Annotated in this window: 11 protein-coding genes; 9 read left to right on the top strand and 2 right to left on the bottom strand. The window is 71.5% G+C overall.

Annotated features, from left to right (window positions below; translation table 11 throughout):
* Positions 1–91: 91 nt before the first annotated feature.
* Genes fabG through OG841_RS01935 form a run of 5 tightly spaced genes read left to right on the top strand, consistent with a single transcriptional unit; the run spans position 92 to position 5,567 of the window.
* Entirely contained in the window at positions 92–838 is a 747-nt protein-coding gene (gene fabG / locus OG841_RS01955; protein ID WP_328643098.1) for a 3-oxoacyl-ACP reductase FabG, read from the top strand.
* 22 nt (positions 839–860) lie between these two features.
* Positions 861–2,111, top strand: a complete 1,251-nt coding sequence (locus OG841_RS01950; protein WP_328643099.1) for an acetyl-CoA C-acetyltransferase — start codon at positions 861–863, stop codon at positions 2,109–2,111.
* A gap of 1 nt (position 2,112) precedes the next feature.
* Positions 2,113–3,549 (top strand): OB-fold domain-containing protein, encoded by a 1,437-nt coding sequence (locus OG841_RS01945; RefSeq protein ID WP_328643100.1) that lies wholly within the window; start codon positions 2,113–2,115, stop codon positions 3,547–3,549.
* A complete protein-coding gene (locus tag OG841_RS01940) occupies positions 3,549–4,757 on the top strand; it encodes an acetyl-CoA acetyltransferase (protein ID WP_328643101.1) in 1,209 nt (402 codons plus the stop codon). The genes OG841_RS01945 and OG841_RS01940 overlap by 1 nt, the downstream gene beginning before the upstream one ends.
* 15 nt (positions 4,758–4,772) lie before the next feature.
* Entirely contained in the window at positions 4,773–5,567 is a 795-nt protein-coding gene (locus OG841_RS01935) for an SDR family NAD(P)-dependent oxidoreductase (protein WP_328643102.1), read from the top strand.
* An 83-nt stretch (positions 5,568–5,650) separates the two neighbouring features.
* Here OG841_RS01935 and OG841_RS01930 read toward each other — a convergent pair whose 3' ends face one another.
* Complete coding sequence (locus OG841_RS01930; RefSeq protein WP_328643103.1) at positions 5,651–8,347, bottom strand: branched-chain amino acid ABC transporter permease/ATP-binding protein; 2,697 nt, start codon at positions 8,345–8,347, stop codon at positions 5,651–5,653.
* 128 nt (positions 8,348–8,475) lie between these two features.
* Between OG841_RS01930 and OG841_RS01925 the strand changes: the two genes are divergently transcribed.
* Genes OG841_RS01925 through OG841_RS01910 form a run of 4 tightly spaced genes read left to right on the top strand, consistent with a single transcriptional unit; the run spans position 8,476 to position 13,196 of the window.
* On the top strand, positions 8,476–9,720 hold the full coding sequence (locus tag OG841_RS01925) for an ABC transporter substrate-binding protein (protein ID WP_371562862.1): 1,245 nt from the start codon (positions 8,476–8,478) through the stop codon (positions 9,718–9,720).
* An 11-nt stretch (positions 9,721–9,731) separates the two neighbouring features.
* Entirely contained in the window at positions 9,732–10,457 is a 726-nt protein-coding gene (locus OG841_RS01920) for an ABC transporter ATP-binding protein (protein ID WP_328643105.1), read from the top strand.
* A gap of 10 nt (positions 10,458–10,467) precedes the next feature.
* On the top strand, positions 10,468–11,808 hold the full coding sequence (locus OG841_RS01915; RefSeq protein WP_328643106.1) for a hypothetical protein: 1,341 nt from the start codon (positions 10,468–10,470) through the stop codon (positions 11,806–11,808).
* Positions 11,808–13,196, top strand: coding sequence for an acyl-CoA reductase (locus OG841_RS01910; protein ID WP_371562857.1), 1,389 nt, complete (start codon positions 11,808–11,810; stop codon positions 13,194–13,196). The genes OG841_RS01915 and OG841_RS01910 overlap by 1 nt, the downstream gene beginning before the upstream one ends.
* A gap of 295 nt (positions 13,197–13,491) precedes the next feature.
* Here OG841_RS01910 and OG841_RS01905 read toward each other — a convergent pair whose 3' ends face one another.
* The gene (locus OG841_RS01905) at positions 13,492–14,952 is read right to left on the bottom strand and encodes an MFS transporter (RefSeq protein ID WP_371562854.1); all 1,461 of its coding nucleotides are present in this window, start codon (positions 14,950–14,952) and stop codon (positions 13,492–13,494) included.
* Positions 14,953–14,972 lie beyond the last annotated feature (20 nt).

Raw genomic sequence — 14,972 nt, 5'->3', positions numbered from 1 at the left:
CCCGTGCGCACAGCTCAGTCGCTGTATTGATTGTTTCAGCATAATAGGTTATCTATTTGAGAGGAATAGCGTCGAGCCAGGGCGGGCTGACATGGGACTGCTGGACGGCCGCAACGCGGTGATCACCGGCGGCGCACAGGGCATCGGCTTCGAGATCGCCGGAGTCCTCGGCGCCGAGGGTGCGTCCGTCGTCCTCGGCGACATCAACGAGGACGCGGCCGCGGAAGCCGCCGAACGCCTCGCCAAGAACGGCGTGGCAGCCACCTCGCTGCGCTGCGACGTCACCGACGAGGACGAGGTCGCCGCCCTCGTCGCCCACGGCACCGACATCTTCGGACCGGTCGGCGTCATGGTCAACAACGCCGGAATCACCCGGGACGCGACCCTGCGCAAGATGGCTCTCGCCGACTTCCGCGCCGTCGTCGACGTGCACCTGACCGGCGCCTGGAACGGCACCCGGTACGCCGCCGAGGCGATGCGCGCGCACGGCCAGGGCGGCAGCATCGTCAACATCTCCTCCATCGCCGGCAAGGTCGGCAACTTCGGGCAGACCAACTACAGCGCCGCCAAAGCCGGACTCGTCGGCCTCACCAAGGCCTCCGCCAAGGAACTCGCCCGGGCCGGGATACGCGTCAACGCCGTCCAGCCCGGTCTGATCCGCACCGCCATGACCGAGGCGATGCCCAGGGCCGCCTGGGACGCGAAGCTCGCGGAGATCCCGATGGGACGTGCCGGAGAGCCCGCCGAGGTCGCCCAGGTCGTCCTGTTCCTCGCCTCCGACCTGGCGAGCTACGTCACCGGAGCCGTGGTCGAGGTCACCGGCGGCCGGTACATGTGACCCCTCATGAAAGGCAGTGCTGATGCCCGCCCTCCTGCGTGACGCGGTGATCTGCGAACCCCTGCGTACCCCCGTCGGCGGCTACGGCGGCGCCTTCCGTGACGTGACGGCGGCCGAACTCGCCGCCACGGTCGTCCGCGCCGTACTGGAACGCACCGGCATACCGCCCGCAGCCGTCGACGACGTCCTGCTGGGCCAGTGCTACCCCAACGGCGAGGCCCCGGCCATCGGCCGCGTGGCCGCCCTGGACGCCGGTCTGCCCGTGGAGGTGCCGGGACTGCAGATCGACCGCCGCTGCGGCTCCGGACTGCAGGCGATCATCACCGCGGCGATGCAGGTGCAGACCGGCGCGAGCGACCTCGTGCTGGCCGGGGGCGTCGAGTCCATGAGCCAGGCCGAGTTCTACACGACCGGGGTGCGCTGGGGCGTGCGCGGGGCCGGCACCACCCTGCACGACCGGCTGGCGCGCGGCCGCGTCACCTCCGGAGGGGTCAACCACCCCGTCCCCGGGGGCATGTTGGAGACCGCCGAGAACCTCCGGCGCGAGTACGCCATCCCCCGCGAGGAACAGGACCGACTCGCCCTGCGCTCCCACGAGAAGGCCGTCGCGGCCCAGCGCGATGGCCGGTTCACGGACGAGATCGTGCCCGTCACCGTACGCAGCCGCAAGGGCGAGACGGTCGTCGACACCGACGAACACCCGCGCCCCGGCTCGTCGTTGGAGAAGCTCGCGTCGCTGCGCCCCGTGCTCGGCCGCCAGGACCCCGAGGCGACCGTCACGGCCGGCAACGCCAGCGGCCAGAACGACGGCGCCGCGCTCTGCGTCGTGACCCACCCCGAGCGCGCCGCCGAACTCGGCCTGCGCCCGCTGGGCCGCCTGGTCTCCTGGGCCGTCGTCGGCGTACCACCCGAGACCATGGGCATCGGCCCCGTACCCGCCACCGCCCGGGCCCTGGAGCGAGTCGGACTGAAGCTTGCCGACATCGACCTGATCGAACTCAACGAGGCCTTCGCCGCCCAGGTCCTGGCCTGCACGCGTGAATGGGGCCTGACCGATACCGACTTCGAGCGGTTCAACGTCAACGGCTCCGGCATCTCGCTGGGCCACCCCGTCGGCGCCACCGGCGGCCGCATCCTCGCCACCCTGCTGCGCGAACTGGACCGCCGTCAGGCCCGCTACGGCCTGGAGACCATGTGCCTCGGTGGGGGCCAGGGCCTGGCCGCGGTCTTCGAGCGGCCGACCGACGCAACCCACGTTCATGGAGGACGCTGACATGGCCGGACTGATCGCATACGGCGCCTACGTGCCGTACCACCGCCTCGCGAGGACGGATGTCGCAGCCGCCCTGGGCGGCAAGGGAGGCAAGGGAACCCGCGCGGTCGCGGGCTACGACGAGGACAGCACGTCCATGGCCGTCGAGGCGGCCCGCGGCGCCCTGGCCCGCGACGGACTGCGCGCCCGCGTCAGCCAGCTCTTCCTCGCCACCGCCGCACCCGCCTACCTCGACAAGACCAACGCCACCGCCGTCCATGCCGCGCTCGGCCTGGACCCGCACGTGCTCGCCGCCGACATGGCCGGCTCCGTGCGCTCCGGCCTCGGTGCCCTGGTCACGGCCGCACGATCCCCGGTAACGACCTTGACGGTCCTGTCCGACCTGCGCACCGGCCTGCCCGGCGGCAGCGACGAGGTCGCGGGCGGCGACGGCGCGGCGGCGTTCGTCTTCGGCGGGCACCGCAACGGAGCCCCGGTCATCGCGGAGTTGCTCGCTCATGACACGGTCAGCGACGAGATTCTCGACCGCTGGCGGCTGCCGGGCGCGCCCGTCTCCCGGGTCTGGGAGGAGCGCTTCGCCGAGGAGATCTACGTGTCCCTCGCGGACAGGGCGCTCACCGCGGCCCTCGACCACGCGGCGGTCGACATCGGCTCGATCGACCACTTCGTGGTCGCGGGCCTGCACGCGCGCGCGTGCGCGGCGGTCCGGCGCACAGCCGGGGTCCGCGCCGAGGCGGTGACCCCGGACCTGGCCGGGGTGATCGGCAACGCCGGCACCGCCCAGCCGGGCCTGCTCCTCGCCGACGTCCTCGATCGGGCCCGGTCCGGCGAGACCATCGCCCTCGTCGTACTCGGCGACGGCGCCGGAGTCCTCCTGCTGCGCACCACCGACGCACTCCCCGCACACCGCGCGGCCCGCCCGGTCGCCGCTCAGATCGCCCAGGGCAGCGCCCCGATGCCGTACGCCACCTACCTGTCCTGGCGCGGCCTCCTCGACCGCGAACCACCCCGCCGGCCGGACCCCGAGCCGCCCTACGCCCCGCCCGCACACCGCCGCACCGGATGGAAGTACGGCTTCGTCGCCTCCCGTTGCGAGAAGTGCGCCACCCGGCATCTGCCGCCGGACCGGGTGTGCACCTCGTGCCGGAGCGTCGACGCCATGACCGACGAGCCGATGGCGGACGTGCGCGGCACGGTCGCCACGTTCACCGTCGACCGCCTGGCGGCCACGCCGAGTCCGCCGATGCTCGTCGTGGTCGTCGACTACGACGGCGGCGGCCGGTTCCGCTGCCAGCTGACCGACGCCACGGAGGCCGACGCCGTCATCGGCGCCCGGGTCGAGATGACCTTCCGGCGCACGGTCACCGCGTCCGGCGTCCACAACTACTTCTGGAAGGCCCGGCCGGTGCGCACGGGCGAGACCGAGGGGACACACTGATGGGCTCGCACGGAATACGGGACCGGGTCGCGATCGTCGGCATGGGCTGCACGCCCTTCGGCGAGCACTGGACCCGCTCGGCGGACGACCTGCTGATCGACGCCGTCGGCGAGGCCGTCACCTCGGCCGGCATCACCCTCGACGACATCGACGCGTACTGGTTCGGCACCCAGGCCTCCGGCGTGTCCGGGCTGACCCTGAGCCGGGCGCTCCACCTGCCCCACAAGCCGGTCACCCGCGTCGAGAACATGTGCGCGACCGGCTCCGAGGCGCTGCGCAACGCCTGCTACGCCGTCGCTTCGGGGGCGTACGACGTGGCGATGGCCGTCGGCGTGGAGAAGCTCAAGGACTCCGGCATGTCCGGGCTGTCCGGCACCGTCATTCCGGGCGCGGGAGACGACAGCCGCGGGGAGATCACCGCCCCGGCCAACTTCTCCCTCCTCGCCCCCGCCTACGCCGCCAAGTACGGCCTGGCGGGGGAGGAGATGAAGGACGTCATCACCCGCATCGCCTGGAAGAACCACGTCAACGGGGCCCGCAACCCGCGCGCCCAGTTCCGCAAGGAGGTCCCGCTGGAGCGCATCCGGTCGGCCCCGATCGTCGCGGGCATGCTGGGCGTGTTCGACTGCTCGGGCGTCTCGGACGGTTCGGCGGCGGCGATCGTGGTGCGCGCCGAGGACGCCTACAAGTACACCGACAAGCCGATCTTCGTGAAGGCGCTGTCCTTCGTCGCCGGTCCGGCCGACGGGCTCCTCGACCCCGAGTACGACTTCACCACCTTCCCCGAGGTCGTCGCCTCCGCGCAGGAGGCCTACCGGCAGGCGGGCATCACCGACCCGCGCGCCGAACTCGCCCTCGCCGAGGTCCACGACTGCTTCACGCCCACGGAGTTGGTGCTGATGGAGGACCTGGGCTTCTCCGAGCGCGGTCAGGGCTGGAAGGACGTCACCAGCGGCGCGTTCGACCTGGACGGCTCGCTGCCGGTCAACCCGGACGGCGGCCTGAAGGCCTTCGGCCACCCCATCGGCGCCTCCGGCCTGCGGATGATGTTCGAGGCCTGGCTCCAACTGCGCGGCGAGGCACCGGCCGAGCGGACCGTGAAGTCCGTGGCCGAAGGACGCTCGCTCGCCCTGACCCACAACCTCGGCGGCGGACCCGGCGAGTGCGTCTCGTTCGTGTCGGTTGTCGGCAGTCAACTCACCGAGTAGAAAAGGCGGTTCGCCATGACGCGACTCCAGGACAAGATAGCCGTCGTCACCGGGGCCGCGTCCGGCATCGGCGCGGCCACCGCCCGCCGCCTCGCGGCCGAGGGCGCCCACACGGTCGTGGCCGACCTGAACCTCGAGGGTGCCAAGGCGGTGACGGAGGAGATCCGCGCCGCCGGCGGCTCCGCGACGGCGGTCCCGGTCGACCTCGGCGACATCGAGAGCGTACGGGCCATGGTGACCGCGGCGGTGGAGACGTACGGAGGTCTCGACGTCCTGCACAACAACGCGGCGGCCACCCACCTGGCCGCCCGTCAGGACCTCGCCGTCGTGGAAGCCGACCCGGCGGTCTGGGACGACACGATGCGCATCAACCTGCGCGGGACCATGGTCGCCATCCAGGCCGCCGTCCCGCACATGATCGCCCGGGGCGGCGGCTCCATCATCAACACCTCGTCCGGCGCCGGCCTCTCGGGCGATCTGCGCAATCCGGCGTACGGCGCCTCGAAGGCCGCCCTCATCAACCTCACGCAGTACGTCGCCACCCAGTACGGCAAGCAGGGCGTGCGCTGCAACGCCATCGCACCGGGGTTCATCGTCACCCCGGCCAGCTCCGGTTCGGCGCACGGGGCGATCCGGGAGGCGATGCTGCGCCATCACCTCACCCCGCGCCTGGGGCGCCCGGAGGACGTCGCCTCGGCGGTCGTGTTCCTCGCCTCCGACGAGTCGGCCTTCGTCACCGGGCACACCCTGCGCGTGGACGGCGGGCTCCTGTCCCATCAGCCGTATGTCGCGGATCTGCGCGACGCCTGACACGGCCTCTGTCCCTGCCACCGGGCCACCGGAGGCGCTGAGATCAGCGCCTCCGGTTCTCGGTGTTCCCCGGGACGGGACGCTCAGGCCAGCGTCTCCGGCTCCAGGTCGCCCAGGTAGGCCGCCCGTACCGCCGGATCGCGCCGGACCTCCTCCGGCGTACCGGCGCAGATGCGGCGGCCGAAGTCCAGGACGACGACCTGGTCGCAGACGCTCATCACCATGTCGACGTCGTGCTCGACGAGCAGCACGCCCATGCCCCAGTCCTCGGCGAGCCGCCGTACCAGGTGGGCCAACTCCCTGGTCTCGTCGTCCGACAGGCCCGCCGCCGGTTCGTCGAGGAGCAGCACGGACGGCGAGGCCGCCACCGCGCGGGCGATGGCCAGCAGCCGACGTTCTCCGTACGACAGGTCGCCCACCGGCCGGTCCAGACTGTCCTGGAGACCGAACTCCCTTACCGCGACGAGCACATGGGCAGGCAGTGGGCGGCTGCCGGGACGGACCAGGTCCGTGAGGTACGCCCACCGGCCGGGCCGGTCGCAGGCCGCGTACAGGTTGTCCAGGACGGTCATGTCCTCGAACAGTTCCAGAGACTGGAAGGACCGGCTCAGACCGGCGGCGGCCCGTCGGTGGACCGCCAGCCGGGTCGCGTCCCGGTCCCCGAGGCGCACACTGCCCGACGCGGCCCGCGTGAAGCCGGTGACCGCGTCGATGGCGGAGGTCTTGCCGGCGCCGTTGGGACCGATGAGCCCCACGACCTCGCCCGGCCCGACGTCCAGTGAGAGCCCGTCGACGGCGACGACACCGCCGTAGCGGACGGTGAGGTCCCGTACCTGGAGGAGGAGCGGGGCGGCACGGGTCACGGTCGGGGCGGCCGACGGCTCGTCCTCCGGGACGGTCGCCGGCCGCTTCGGGGGCAGCTCGCGCCGGTTCCCCGCCGCTCGTTTGCCGAGCCCCGCCCCGATGCCGTCCTGGTTGCCCACCAGGGTCAGCACCAGGACGATTCCGCCGATCAGCGGCATCCACTCGCTGAGCCCGGGCAGCACGAGGTCCCCGAACCGGGCGCCCACCGTGCCCGCGGCGAAGGTCGCGCCGAACAGTGGGCCGACGAGGAAACCGACACCGCCGATGACCGCGAGGCCGAGCGCGGTGATGGAGCCGAAGCTCGCGAAGTCGGACAGGACGACCGAGGTCGAGCGGAAGCCGGTGAGTACGCCGGCGAGCGCGGCGATGGCCGAGGAGAGGCCGAAGGCGTAGAGCTTGGCGGCGCGGACGTCGATGCCGAGGGCGGCGGCGGCCCGCTCGTTCGCCCGTACGGCGATCAGCCGGCGGCCGGTCCGGCTGCGCCGTACATTGGCGACCACGAGCGTGGCGGCGACGAACAGCACGAGCACCACGGCGGCGTACCGCTGCGGATGGTCGACGCCGGAGATGCTGATCCCGAAGAGTGTCTGCTTGCCCACCGCGATGCCGTCGCTGCCGGGGGTCGTCGACAGGTCGGTGTTCTGGAAGACCATCGCCTCCAGCGTGGTGCCGAGGCCGAGCGTGATGATCGCGAGATTGACACCGCGGGTGCGGACCGCGGGGAGCGCGAACAGCAAGCCGATCGGCACGGTACCCAACACCCCGGCCAGCAGGGCGAGTTCGAACGGCCAACCCCAGTCGGCCGCCGCGTGTCCGGCGAGGAAGGCGCCGGTCCCGGCCAGGGAGTAGGCCGCGAGAGAGACCTGTCCCGCGTACCCGGTGACCACGACGATCGACAGGATGATCAGCGACAGCACCAGGGTGGTGGTGATCGCGTCGGCCCACAGCGGTGTCGCCAGGCTCACCAGCGACAGCCCGGCCACGACGGCGAGCGCCAACGGCAGGGGGCGGACCTTCCCGGTGCCGAGACCGGGTAGCCGGTCCAGGAACGTGCCGCGCAGCGGCAGCGCCCGGCCGCGTGCGACCAGCACCAGGGCGATGAACAGGAAGGGGACCGAGGCGGCGAGCCCGGTGACGTCGGAGCCGAAGCGGGTCAGTTCGGACTGCACGACGCCGATGACCAGGCCGCCCGCCAGCGTGATCGGGAACGACGAGAACCTGCCGACCAGGGCGGCGGCCAGGGCGCTGAGCAGGAGGGTGGTCAGCCCGGTCACCGACAGACCGATGACCGGCACGATCAGGATGCCCGTCAGCCCCGCGAGCGCCGATCCCAGCGCCCAGTTGCCGGTGGCGATCAGGTCCGGGGACCAGCCGAGCGAGGCGGCGGCGCCCTCGTTCTCCGCGACCGCGCTGGTGCCCAGGCCGAACAGGGTGCGCCTGTAGAGGAGGTGGAGGAGCACGGTCACGAGGACCGCGATGCCGATCAGCCACATGCGGTCCTGGGAGACCGTCGCCCCGGCGATCGTCAGCAGTTTGGTGGGCAGCTTGCCCGGCACCAGCTCGAGGCTGTCGCCGTAGCGCTTGACGGCGATCGCGGTGAGCACGATGAAGACCGCCAGGGTGCCGACCAGGCGGGCCAGTGAGGACGCTCTGCGCAGCGGGCGGAGCACCAACAGGTGGGTGAGCACGCCCAGCAGGGCGGAGGTGAGCACGCCGCACGCGGTCGCGGGCCAGTACGGCATGCCGTGCTGGGTGGCGAGCTCCCATTGGACATAGGCCCCGGCCATTCCGATCGCGCCGTGCGCGAAGTTCAGGACGCCGGAGCCCCGGTAGACCAGCACGATGCCGTGCGCGGTGAGCGCGTACAGGGCCCCCAGGCCCAGGCCCAGCAGCGCGAACCGCAGGATGTCGTCCATCGGGGAACCTCCCGGAGGCGTGGTCAGACAGTGCATTCATTTAAATAATTGTGCCGAGAGTACTTCACTAACTGCAAAACGCACCCCATGCTGTTCGGCATCTCGACGACGAGCACAGCGGAGGAACCATGAACCACTCACGCCGACGCAGAACCGCCGCAGCGAGCGCTCTCGCGGTGACCGGAGTCCTGCTCGCCGCCGGCTGCGGGGGAGAGGCGTCCGGCAGTTCGAAGGAGGAGACCTCCGCCCTGAAGGGCACACCGGTCAAGGTGATGGTCTGGGCGCCGGAGGACACCCAGGGCAGCGCCCAGCCCGGAGTCCGGCTCACCGCCCAGGCGTACGAGAAGTGGATCAACGCCAACGGCGGGATCAAGGGCGCCCCGCTGAAGGTGCTCACCTGCAACGAGAAGAACAACCCCGACGAGGCCGAGAAGTGCGCCCAGCAGGCGGTCGCCGCGAAGGTGGTCGCGGTGGTGGGCTCCTACAGCCTCGCCGGTGATCGCTACATGCCCATCCTGCAGAAGGCCGGCATCCCGTACATCGGTGGCACCGGAGTCTCGGCGGCGGAGTTCTCCAACCCGCTGTCGTTCCCGGTCAACGGCGGCACCCCGGTGGTGTTCGCGGCCCACGGTCGGCAACTGGTCCAGAACGGCTGCAAGAAGATCTCCGGCGTGCGCTACGACGTGGCCGCCGCCGCCGTCGTCTCGCAGTTCCTCACCGTCGGCGCGGTCTCCGCCGGAGGGGCGGCGCCCAAGGACATCAAGGTGCCCCTCACCGCCACCGACCTCGCCCCGCAGGTCGCCGCCGCGACCAAGGGAAGCGACTGCGTGAGCGTCATCATGGGCACCGCCTCGGGCCTGTTCGTGAAGTCGTACGTGCAGTCCGGCGCCAAGACGAAGCTCGGCAGCGTCGTCGGCAACCTGACCCCGCAGCTCGCCGAGAGCACCGGCGGAGCCGGCGGCCCTCTGGAGGGCGCCGCGATCACCGGCTACTTCCCGCCGACCTCCGACGCCGCCTGGAAGGACTTCCTCGCGGCCACCAAGGGCGACAAGGACATCGACACCAGCAACGGCGCCGACGAGACGACCTGGGTGGCCTTCAAGGTCTTCACCGAGGCCGCCAAGACGCTCCCGACGATCACGGCGAAGGCCCTGGTGCAGGAGCTCGACACGGCCCCGGGCATCAACACCGGCGGACTGACCCCGCCGCTGAGCTGGAAGGCGTCCACGGCCCTGCCGATCAAGGGCCTCAACCGCATCCACAACACCACCGCCACCGAACTGACCATCCGCGACGGGAAGATCGAGTGGGCCAAGCCCGGATCGACCTTCGTCGACGTCCGCAAGGTCCTGACGGCCCTGCCGTCCAGCTGAGGAGCAGGCCCGTGCCGGACACCGACGCACCCCTGATAGAAGCACGCTCCCTGTCCGCCGGATACGGCAGCCGGCCCGTCGTACGCGATCTCGACCTGGAGGTCCGGCCCGGCGAGGTGGTCGCCCTGCTCGGCCCCAACGGGGCGGGCAAGACCACCACCCTCCGGGCGCTCTCCGGCAGCCTCGCCCCGATGGGCGGCGAGGTGCGCTGGCTGGGCGTACCCGGCCGCGCACCGCTGCACCGCCGGGCCCGTCAGGGCCTGGCGTACGTCGGTGAGCGGGCGGTCTTCACCCGGCTCGACACCGCGGACAACCTGCGGGTCGGCCGGGTGAGGTCCCAGCAGGCACTGGAACTCTTCCCCGAACTCGAAAAGCGCCTCAGAACCGGCGCGGGCATGCTGTCGGGCGGCGAGCAGCAGATGCTGTCGCTGGCCCGCGCCCTGTGCCGCGCGCCCAAGCTGCTCCTCGCCGACGAACTCTCCCTGGGTCTCGCCCCGTTGGTGGTCGACCGCCTCCTGCGCGCGGTACGCGAGGCGGCCGACCGCGGCCTCGGCGCGCTGCTGGTCGAACAGCACGTGCGCAAGGTGCTGGACATCGCCGACCGCGTGTACGTCCTGCACCGCGGCCGCGTCACCATGACCGGCACCCCGAAGGAACTGCGCGGCAACCTCGACGCGATCGAGTCGTCGTACCTCGCGCAAGCCACAGCGGAAAAGACAACGTACGCAACTGATTGAGGTGAACGCTGTGCCAGGCGCACGCGAGCAGATCCGATCCCTCGTCCTTTCCGGCGACACCTTCGACCAACCGGCCGACGAACTGCGGGAGTTGCAGCTGGAGGCCGCCCGGGAGACCTTCACCGCCCACCGCGAGCGGGTTCCGCTGCTGCGCACCCGGGCGACGGAGACCGGCGTGGAGGAGGTCACCGGCCTCGACGACCTCGTGCCGCTGCTCTTCTCGCACACGAGCTACAAGTCCTACCCCGTCTCCCTCATCACCGCCGGCCGCTGGGACCGGCTCCTGCGCTGGTACACGACCGTGTCGGCGGTCGAACCCGGCGACGTCGACATGGACGGCGTCCGCGACATCGACGAGTGGACCGACCGCATCACCGCCGCCGGCCACCGCCCGTACATCACCAGCGGCACCTCGGGAAAGGTCTCCTTCCTCAACTGCGACGCCAGTGACCTGAGTTTCCTGCACGACATCCTGGAGCACCTCACCTGCTGGCCCGACCCGCTGCCGGCGAAACCCACCCGCCGCGGCTATCTGCTCGCACCCGCGAGCGGCCCGATGCGCTCCATCGACGGCTTCCGCTGGCACGCCGACGTCTTCGCCCAACCCGGCGAGACGCGACTGCTCACCGAGGACCCGATGCGGGTGTCCGAGCTGATGAGCAGCGCGCTGCTGCGCCGCCGGATCGCCGAGGGAGCCGCCACTCCGCAGGAGATCAGCTCCTTCGAGACCGCCTCCGAGTCCCGCGAGGGGGAACTCGGCGCGGCCATGGCCCGGATCGTCGACGACATCGCCGCGCACCGCGACGAGCCGCTGCTGATCGCCGGCATGAACAACCAGCAGTTCACCCTCATCCAGGCCCTGCGCGCCCGCGGTGTGGCCGACGGCAGCCTGCACCCGGACACACTGGTGCTCAGCGGCGGCGGCAACAAGGGCCGCGCCCTGCCCGACGACTACCAGCAGCAGCTCACCGCCTTCTACGACGGGGTACGCCGGGTACGCAGCTACGGCATGACCGAGCTCCAGGGCTCCTGCCTCGCCTGCGAGCAGGGCAACTACCACGTGCCGCCCTGGGTGATCCCCCTGGTGCTGGACGAGCCCGGTGAGAAGCTGCTCAACCCCGAACAGGGTGTGGTGGAAGGGCGTTTCGCGTTCCTCGACATCTCCCTGGAGGGCCGCTGGGGTGGGCTGATCAGCGGCGACCGTGTCTTCGTGGACTTCTCGCCGTGCGCCTGCGGCCGCCCCGGACCGGCGGTCCTGCCGGACATTCGGCGCTACGGCGACCTCGGCGGCGACGACAAGATCACCTGCGCCGCGACACTCGACTCCTATGTGCGGGGGATGATCCACTGATGAGCGGTACGACACTCGGCGGCACCGCGGCCGCCCCCGTGACCGTCGTCCACGTGATCCGGGGCGAGGTCGACCGGAGCACCCCCGTCGACCTCGGCCGGTTCGCCGCACCGGCCCTCGACCTGGACCGCCTCGTGTGGCCCCGCACCGAACCCGGCCCCGCCTTCCATGTGCCCGTCGCGGAGATCGTCGACCTGCTGGTGGAGACCGGCGAGGCGCTCAAGGCGGACCGCGCGGGCCTGCTCGCCGAAGCCCTGGAGCGGATGGCCCCGGTCAGCCCGCTGCCGGCGGAGGTGCTGGAGCGCGCTTACGCCGTGCTGTGGCGCAGCTTCCAACGCCCCGGCCTGTACGCCCAGATCGACCACGAACTCGGCGGTGCGGACGTGCTCGACGGCTGGCGCGAGGTACGCCTGCCTGACGATCGGGTCGCGGCCACCCGCGCGTTCCCACCCCGCCTGGTGCACATCATCGCCGGCAACGCACCCGGGGTCGCCGCGATGTCCGTCGTGCGCGGCGCGCTCACCAAGGGCGTCAACCTCCTGAAACTGCCCTCGAACGACCTGTTCACCGCGACCGCGATCCTGCGCACCATGGCCGCGGTCGCCCCCGGGCACCCGGTGGTGCGGTCGTTCTCCGCGGCGTACTGGCGCGGCGGTGACGATGTGGTGGAGAGCGCGCTGTTCCGCCCGCAGTTCTTCGACAAGCTGGTCGCCTGGGGCGGCGAGTCCACCATCCGCAGCGCGCTGAAGTACGTCGGCCCGGGGTTCGAGCTCGTCTCCTTCGACCCCAAGACCTCCATCTCGATGATCGGCCGCGAGGCCTTCACGTCCGAGGAGAGCCTGGCCCGGGCGGCCGACGCGGGCGCCGCCGACGCCACGTTCTTCAACCAGCAGGCCTGCGTGGCCAGCCGCTTCCAGTTCGTCGAGGGATCCTGGGACGACGCCGACCGCTACGCCGCCCTACTGTGTGAACGCCTGGGTGTGGCAAGGGAGTTCAGCTCAGCTATCGGCCCACGGGTGGCCGCGGAACTGCGCGAGGAGATCGACGTCCTGCGGTCCATGGAACCCGAGTACCGGGTGTGGGGCGGCTACGACGGCCGGGGCCTGGTCATCCGCTCACCGGAACCCGTGGACTTCCACCCCGACGGGAAGATCGTGGACGTCGTCCCGGTCGCCGCCCTGTCCGAGGCCGTCACCCATGCCGGGGTCGCCACCCAGACGGTCGGCGTGTACCCCGACACCCGCAAGGCGGAACTGCGCGACGCCCTCGCCTGCGCCGGCGTGCAACGCGTGGTCTCCCTGGGCAGGGCGGGCGGCATGCCGCCGGGCCTGTCCCACGACGGTTTCTACCCGCTGCAACGGCTCATGCGGTGGGTGAACGACGAGTGACGGCTTCCGCCACGGCGGGCGTGTCGCCCCGGGTTCCGCCCGGACCGCGGGACCGGCCACCGGGAAGACCGGGGACACCGGCGCCGGGCCGACCTCGCGCGTCGGCCCACCGCCGGGCCTCGGTCGGAGTCAGGGGTCAGAGGTCGAGAACCTCCCGGAGAGCGGAAGCTTTGTTCTCGCAGGCTCCCCATATGCCGGCGTCGCCGGACCAGGCGCACCGCGTTCCAGAGGTCACAGCAGGGTCGGCACCCTGGTGCGGTGGGACTTCGATCAAGGCGGTCGGTGTCAACGGCTGTTAAACAGATGCCTCGTTCGAGGCGGTGACCGCATCTGGATCGGTGGCACCGCGCGTCATCACGGAGTCTTTCGCGGGTTCGGACTTCGCCAGCCACAGGCCGGTGAACACGGCGATGGCCAAGGTGAGGGCGCCCGCCGCGACGAAGGCACTGTTCAGGCCGGCCCCGAAGGAGGCGCCGCCGGATTGCCGGGTGCGGACGACGGCTCCGAGTACCGCCACGCCGAGCACCGCGCCGATCTGCCGAGTGGTGCTGCTGATGCCCGAGGCGAGGCCGCCTTCTTGCGGGCTGACGGCTTGGATGGCGGCGCCGGTCAGTGGGGACAGGGTCAGGGCGAAGCCGGTGCCGGTGAGTGCCAGCCGCCACCACACGATCGCGTAGCCGGTGTCCGCGTGCACCGTGCCGAGCGCAAGGAGGCCCAGGCCGGCCAGGGCCAGGCCGGTGGTGACGACGATGCGGAAGCCGTACCGGGCGGCGAGTCGGCCCGCGTACGGGCTGACGATCACCATGGCGAGGGATACCGGCAGGGTCTGCAGGCCGGCGCGCAGGATCGAGCTGCCCTGGACGTACACGAAGAACTGGGAGAAGAAGAACGACGACCCCATGAGCGCGAACCCCACCACGACCATGGCGGTGTTGGACACGGTGAACAGGCGCTGCCCGAACAGCCGCAGCGGCAGCATCGGGGCGGTACGACGGGCTTCGACGGCAATGAAGGCGGCGAGGAAGGTCACCGCGGCGGCGAAGCTGCCCAGGATGACCGGTGAGGTCCAGCCGCGGGCACCACCCTCGATGAGCCCGTAGGTCAGCACCCCCACGCCCAGAACGGACAGCACGGTCCCCGGGATGTCGATCGCGGGGGCGCTCGGATTGCGGGACTCGCCGAGGTGACGCAGGCCGACCAGCAGCAGGACCAGGCCGATGGGCAGATTGACCAGGAAGATGGCGGGCCAGCCGAAGGCTTCTGTCAGCACGCCGCCGGCCACGGGGCCCGCGGCCAGACCGATCCCGCTCAATCCGGCCCACAGCCCGATCGCCTTCATGCGTTCCTGCGGCACGGGATGGGCGGCGGCGAGCAGGGCGAGTGAGGCAGGGCTCAGCGCCGCGGCCCCGATGCCCTGCAGCACCCGGCCGGCGATCAGCCAGCCGAGCGAGGGCGCGAGGGCGCACATCAGGGACGCGGCCGTGAACACAGCCACGCCGGTCAGGTACACCCGCTTGCGGCCGAACCGGTCGGCGAAGATGCCGCCGGACAGCAGCAGCATGGCGACCAGCAGTACGTACGCGTCGACGATCCATTGCAGACCCGTCAGTTGGGTGTGCAGGCGATGCTGCATGTCGGGCAGCGCCGCTCCGACGATCGTGTTGTCGAGCAGGACCATGAACTGGCCCAGGCAGGTCACCGTGAGTAGCACGGCCCGGTTTGATCGACCGCCTGCGGTCGCAAGCGATGCAGCCATGGGGACCCCCCCGATCGGTA

Source organism: Streptomyces canus (assembly GCF_041435015.1).
Lineage (GTDB): Bacteria > Actinomycetota > Actinomycetes > Streptomycetales > Streptomycetaceae > Streptomyces > Streptomyces canus_G.
The sequence above is the reverse complement of the archived record's forward strand: the minus strand, read 5'-3'. Positions and strand labels throughout refer to the sequence as shown.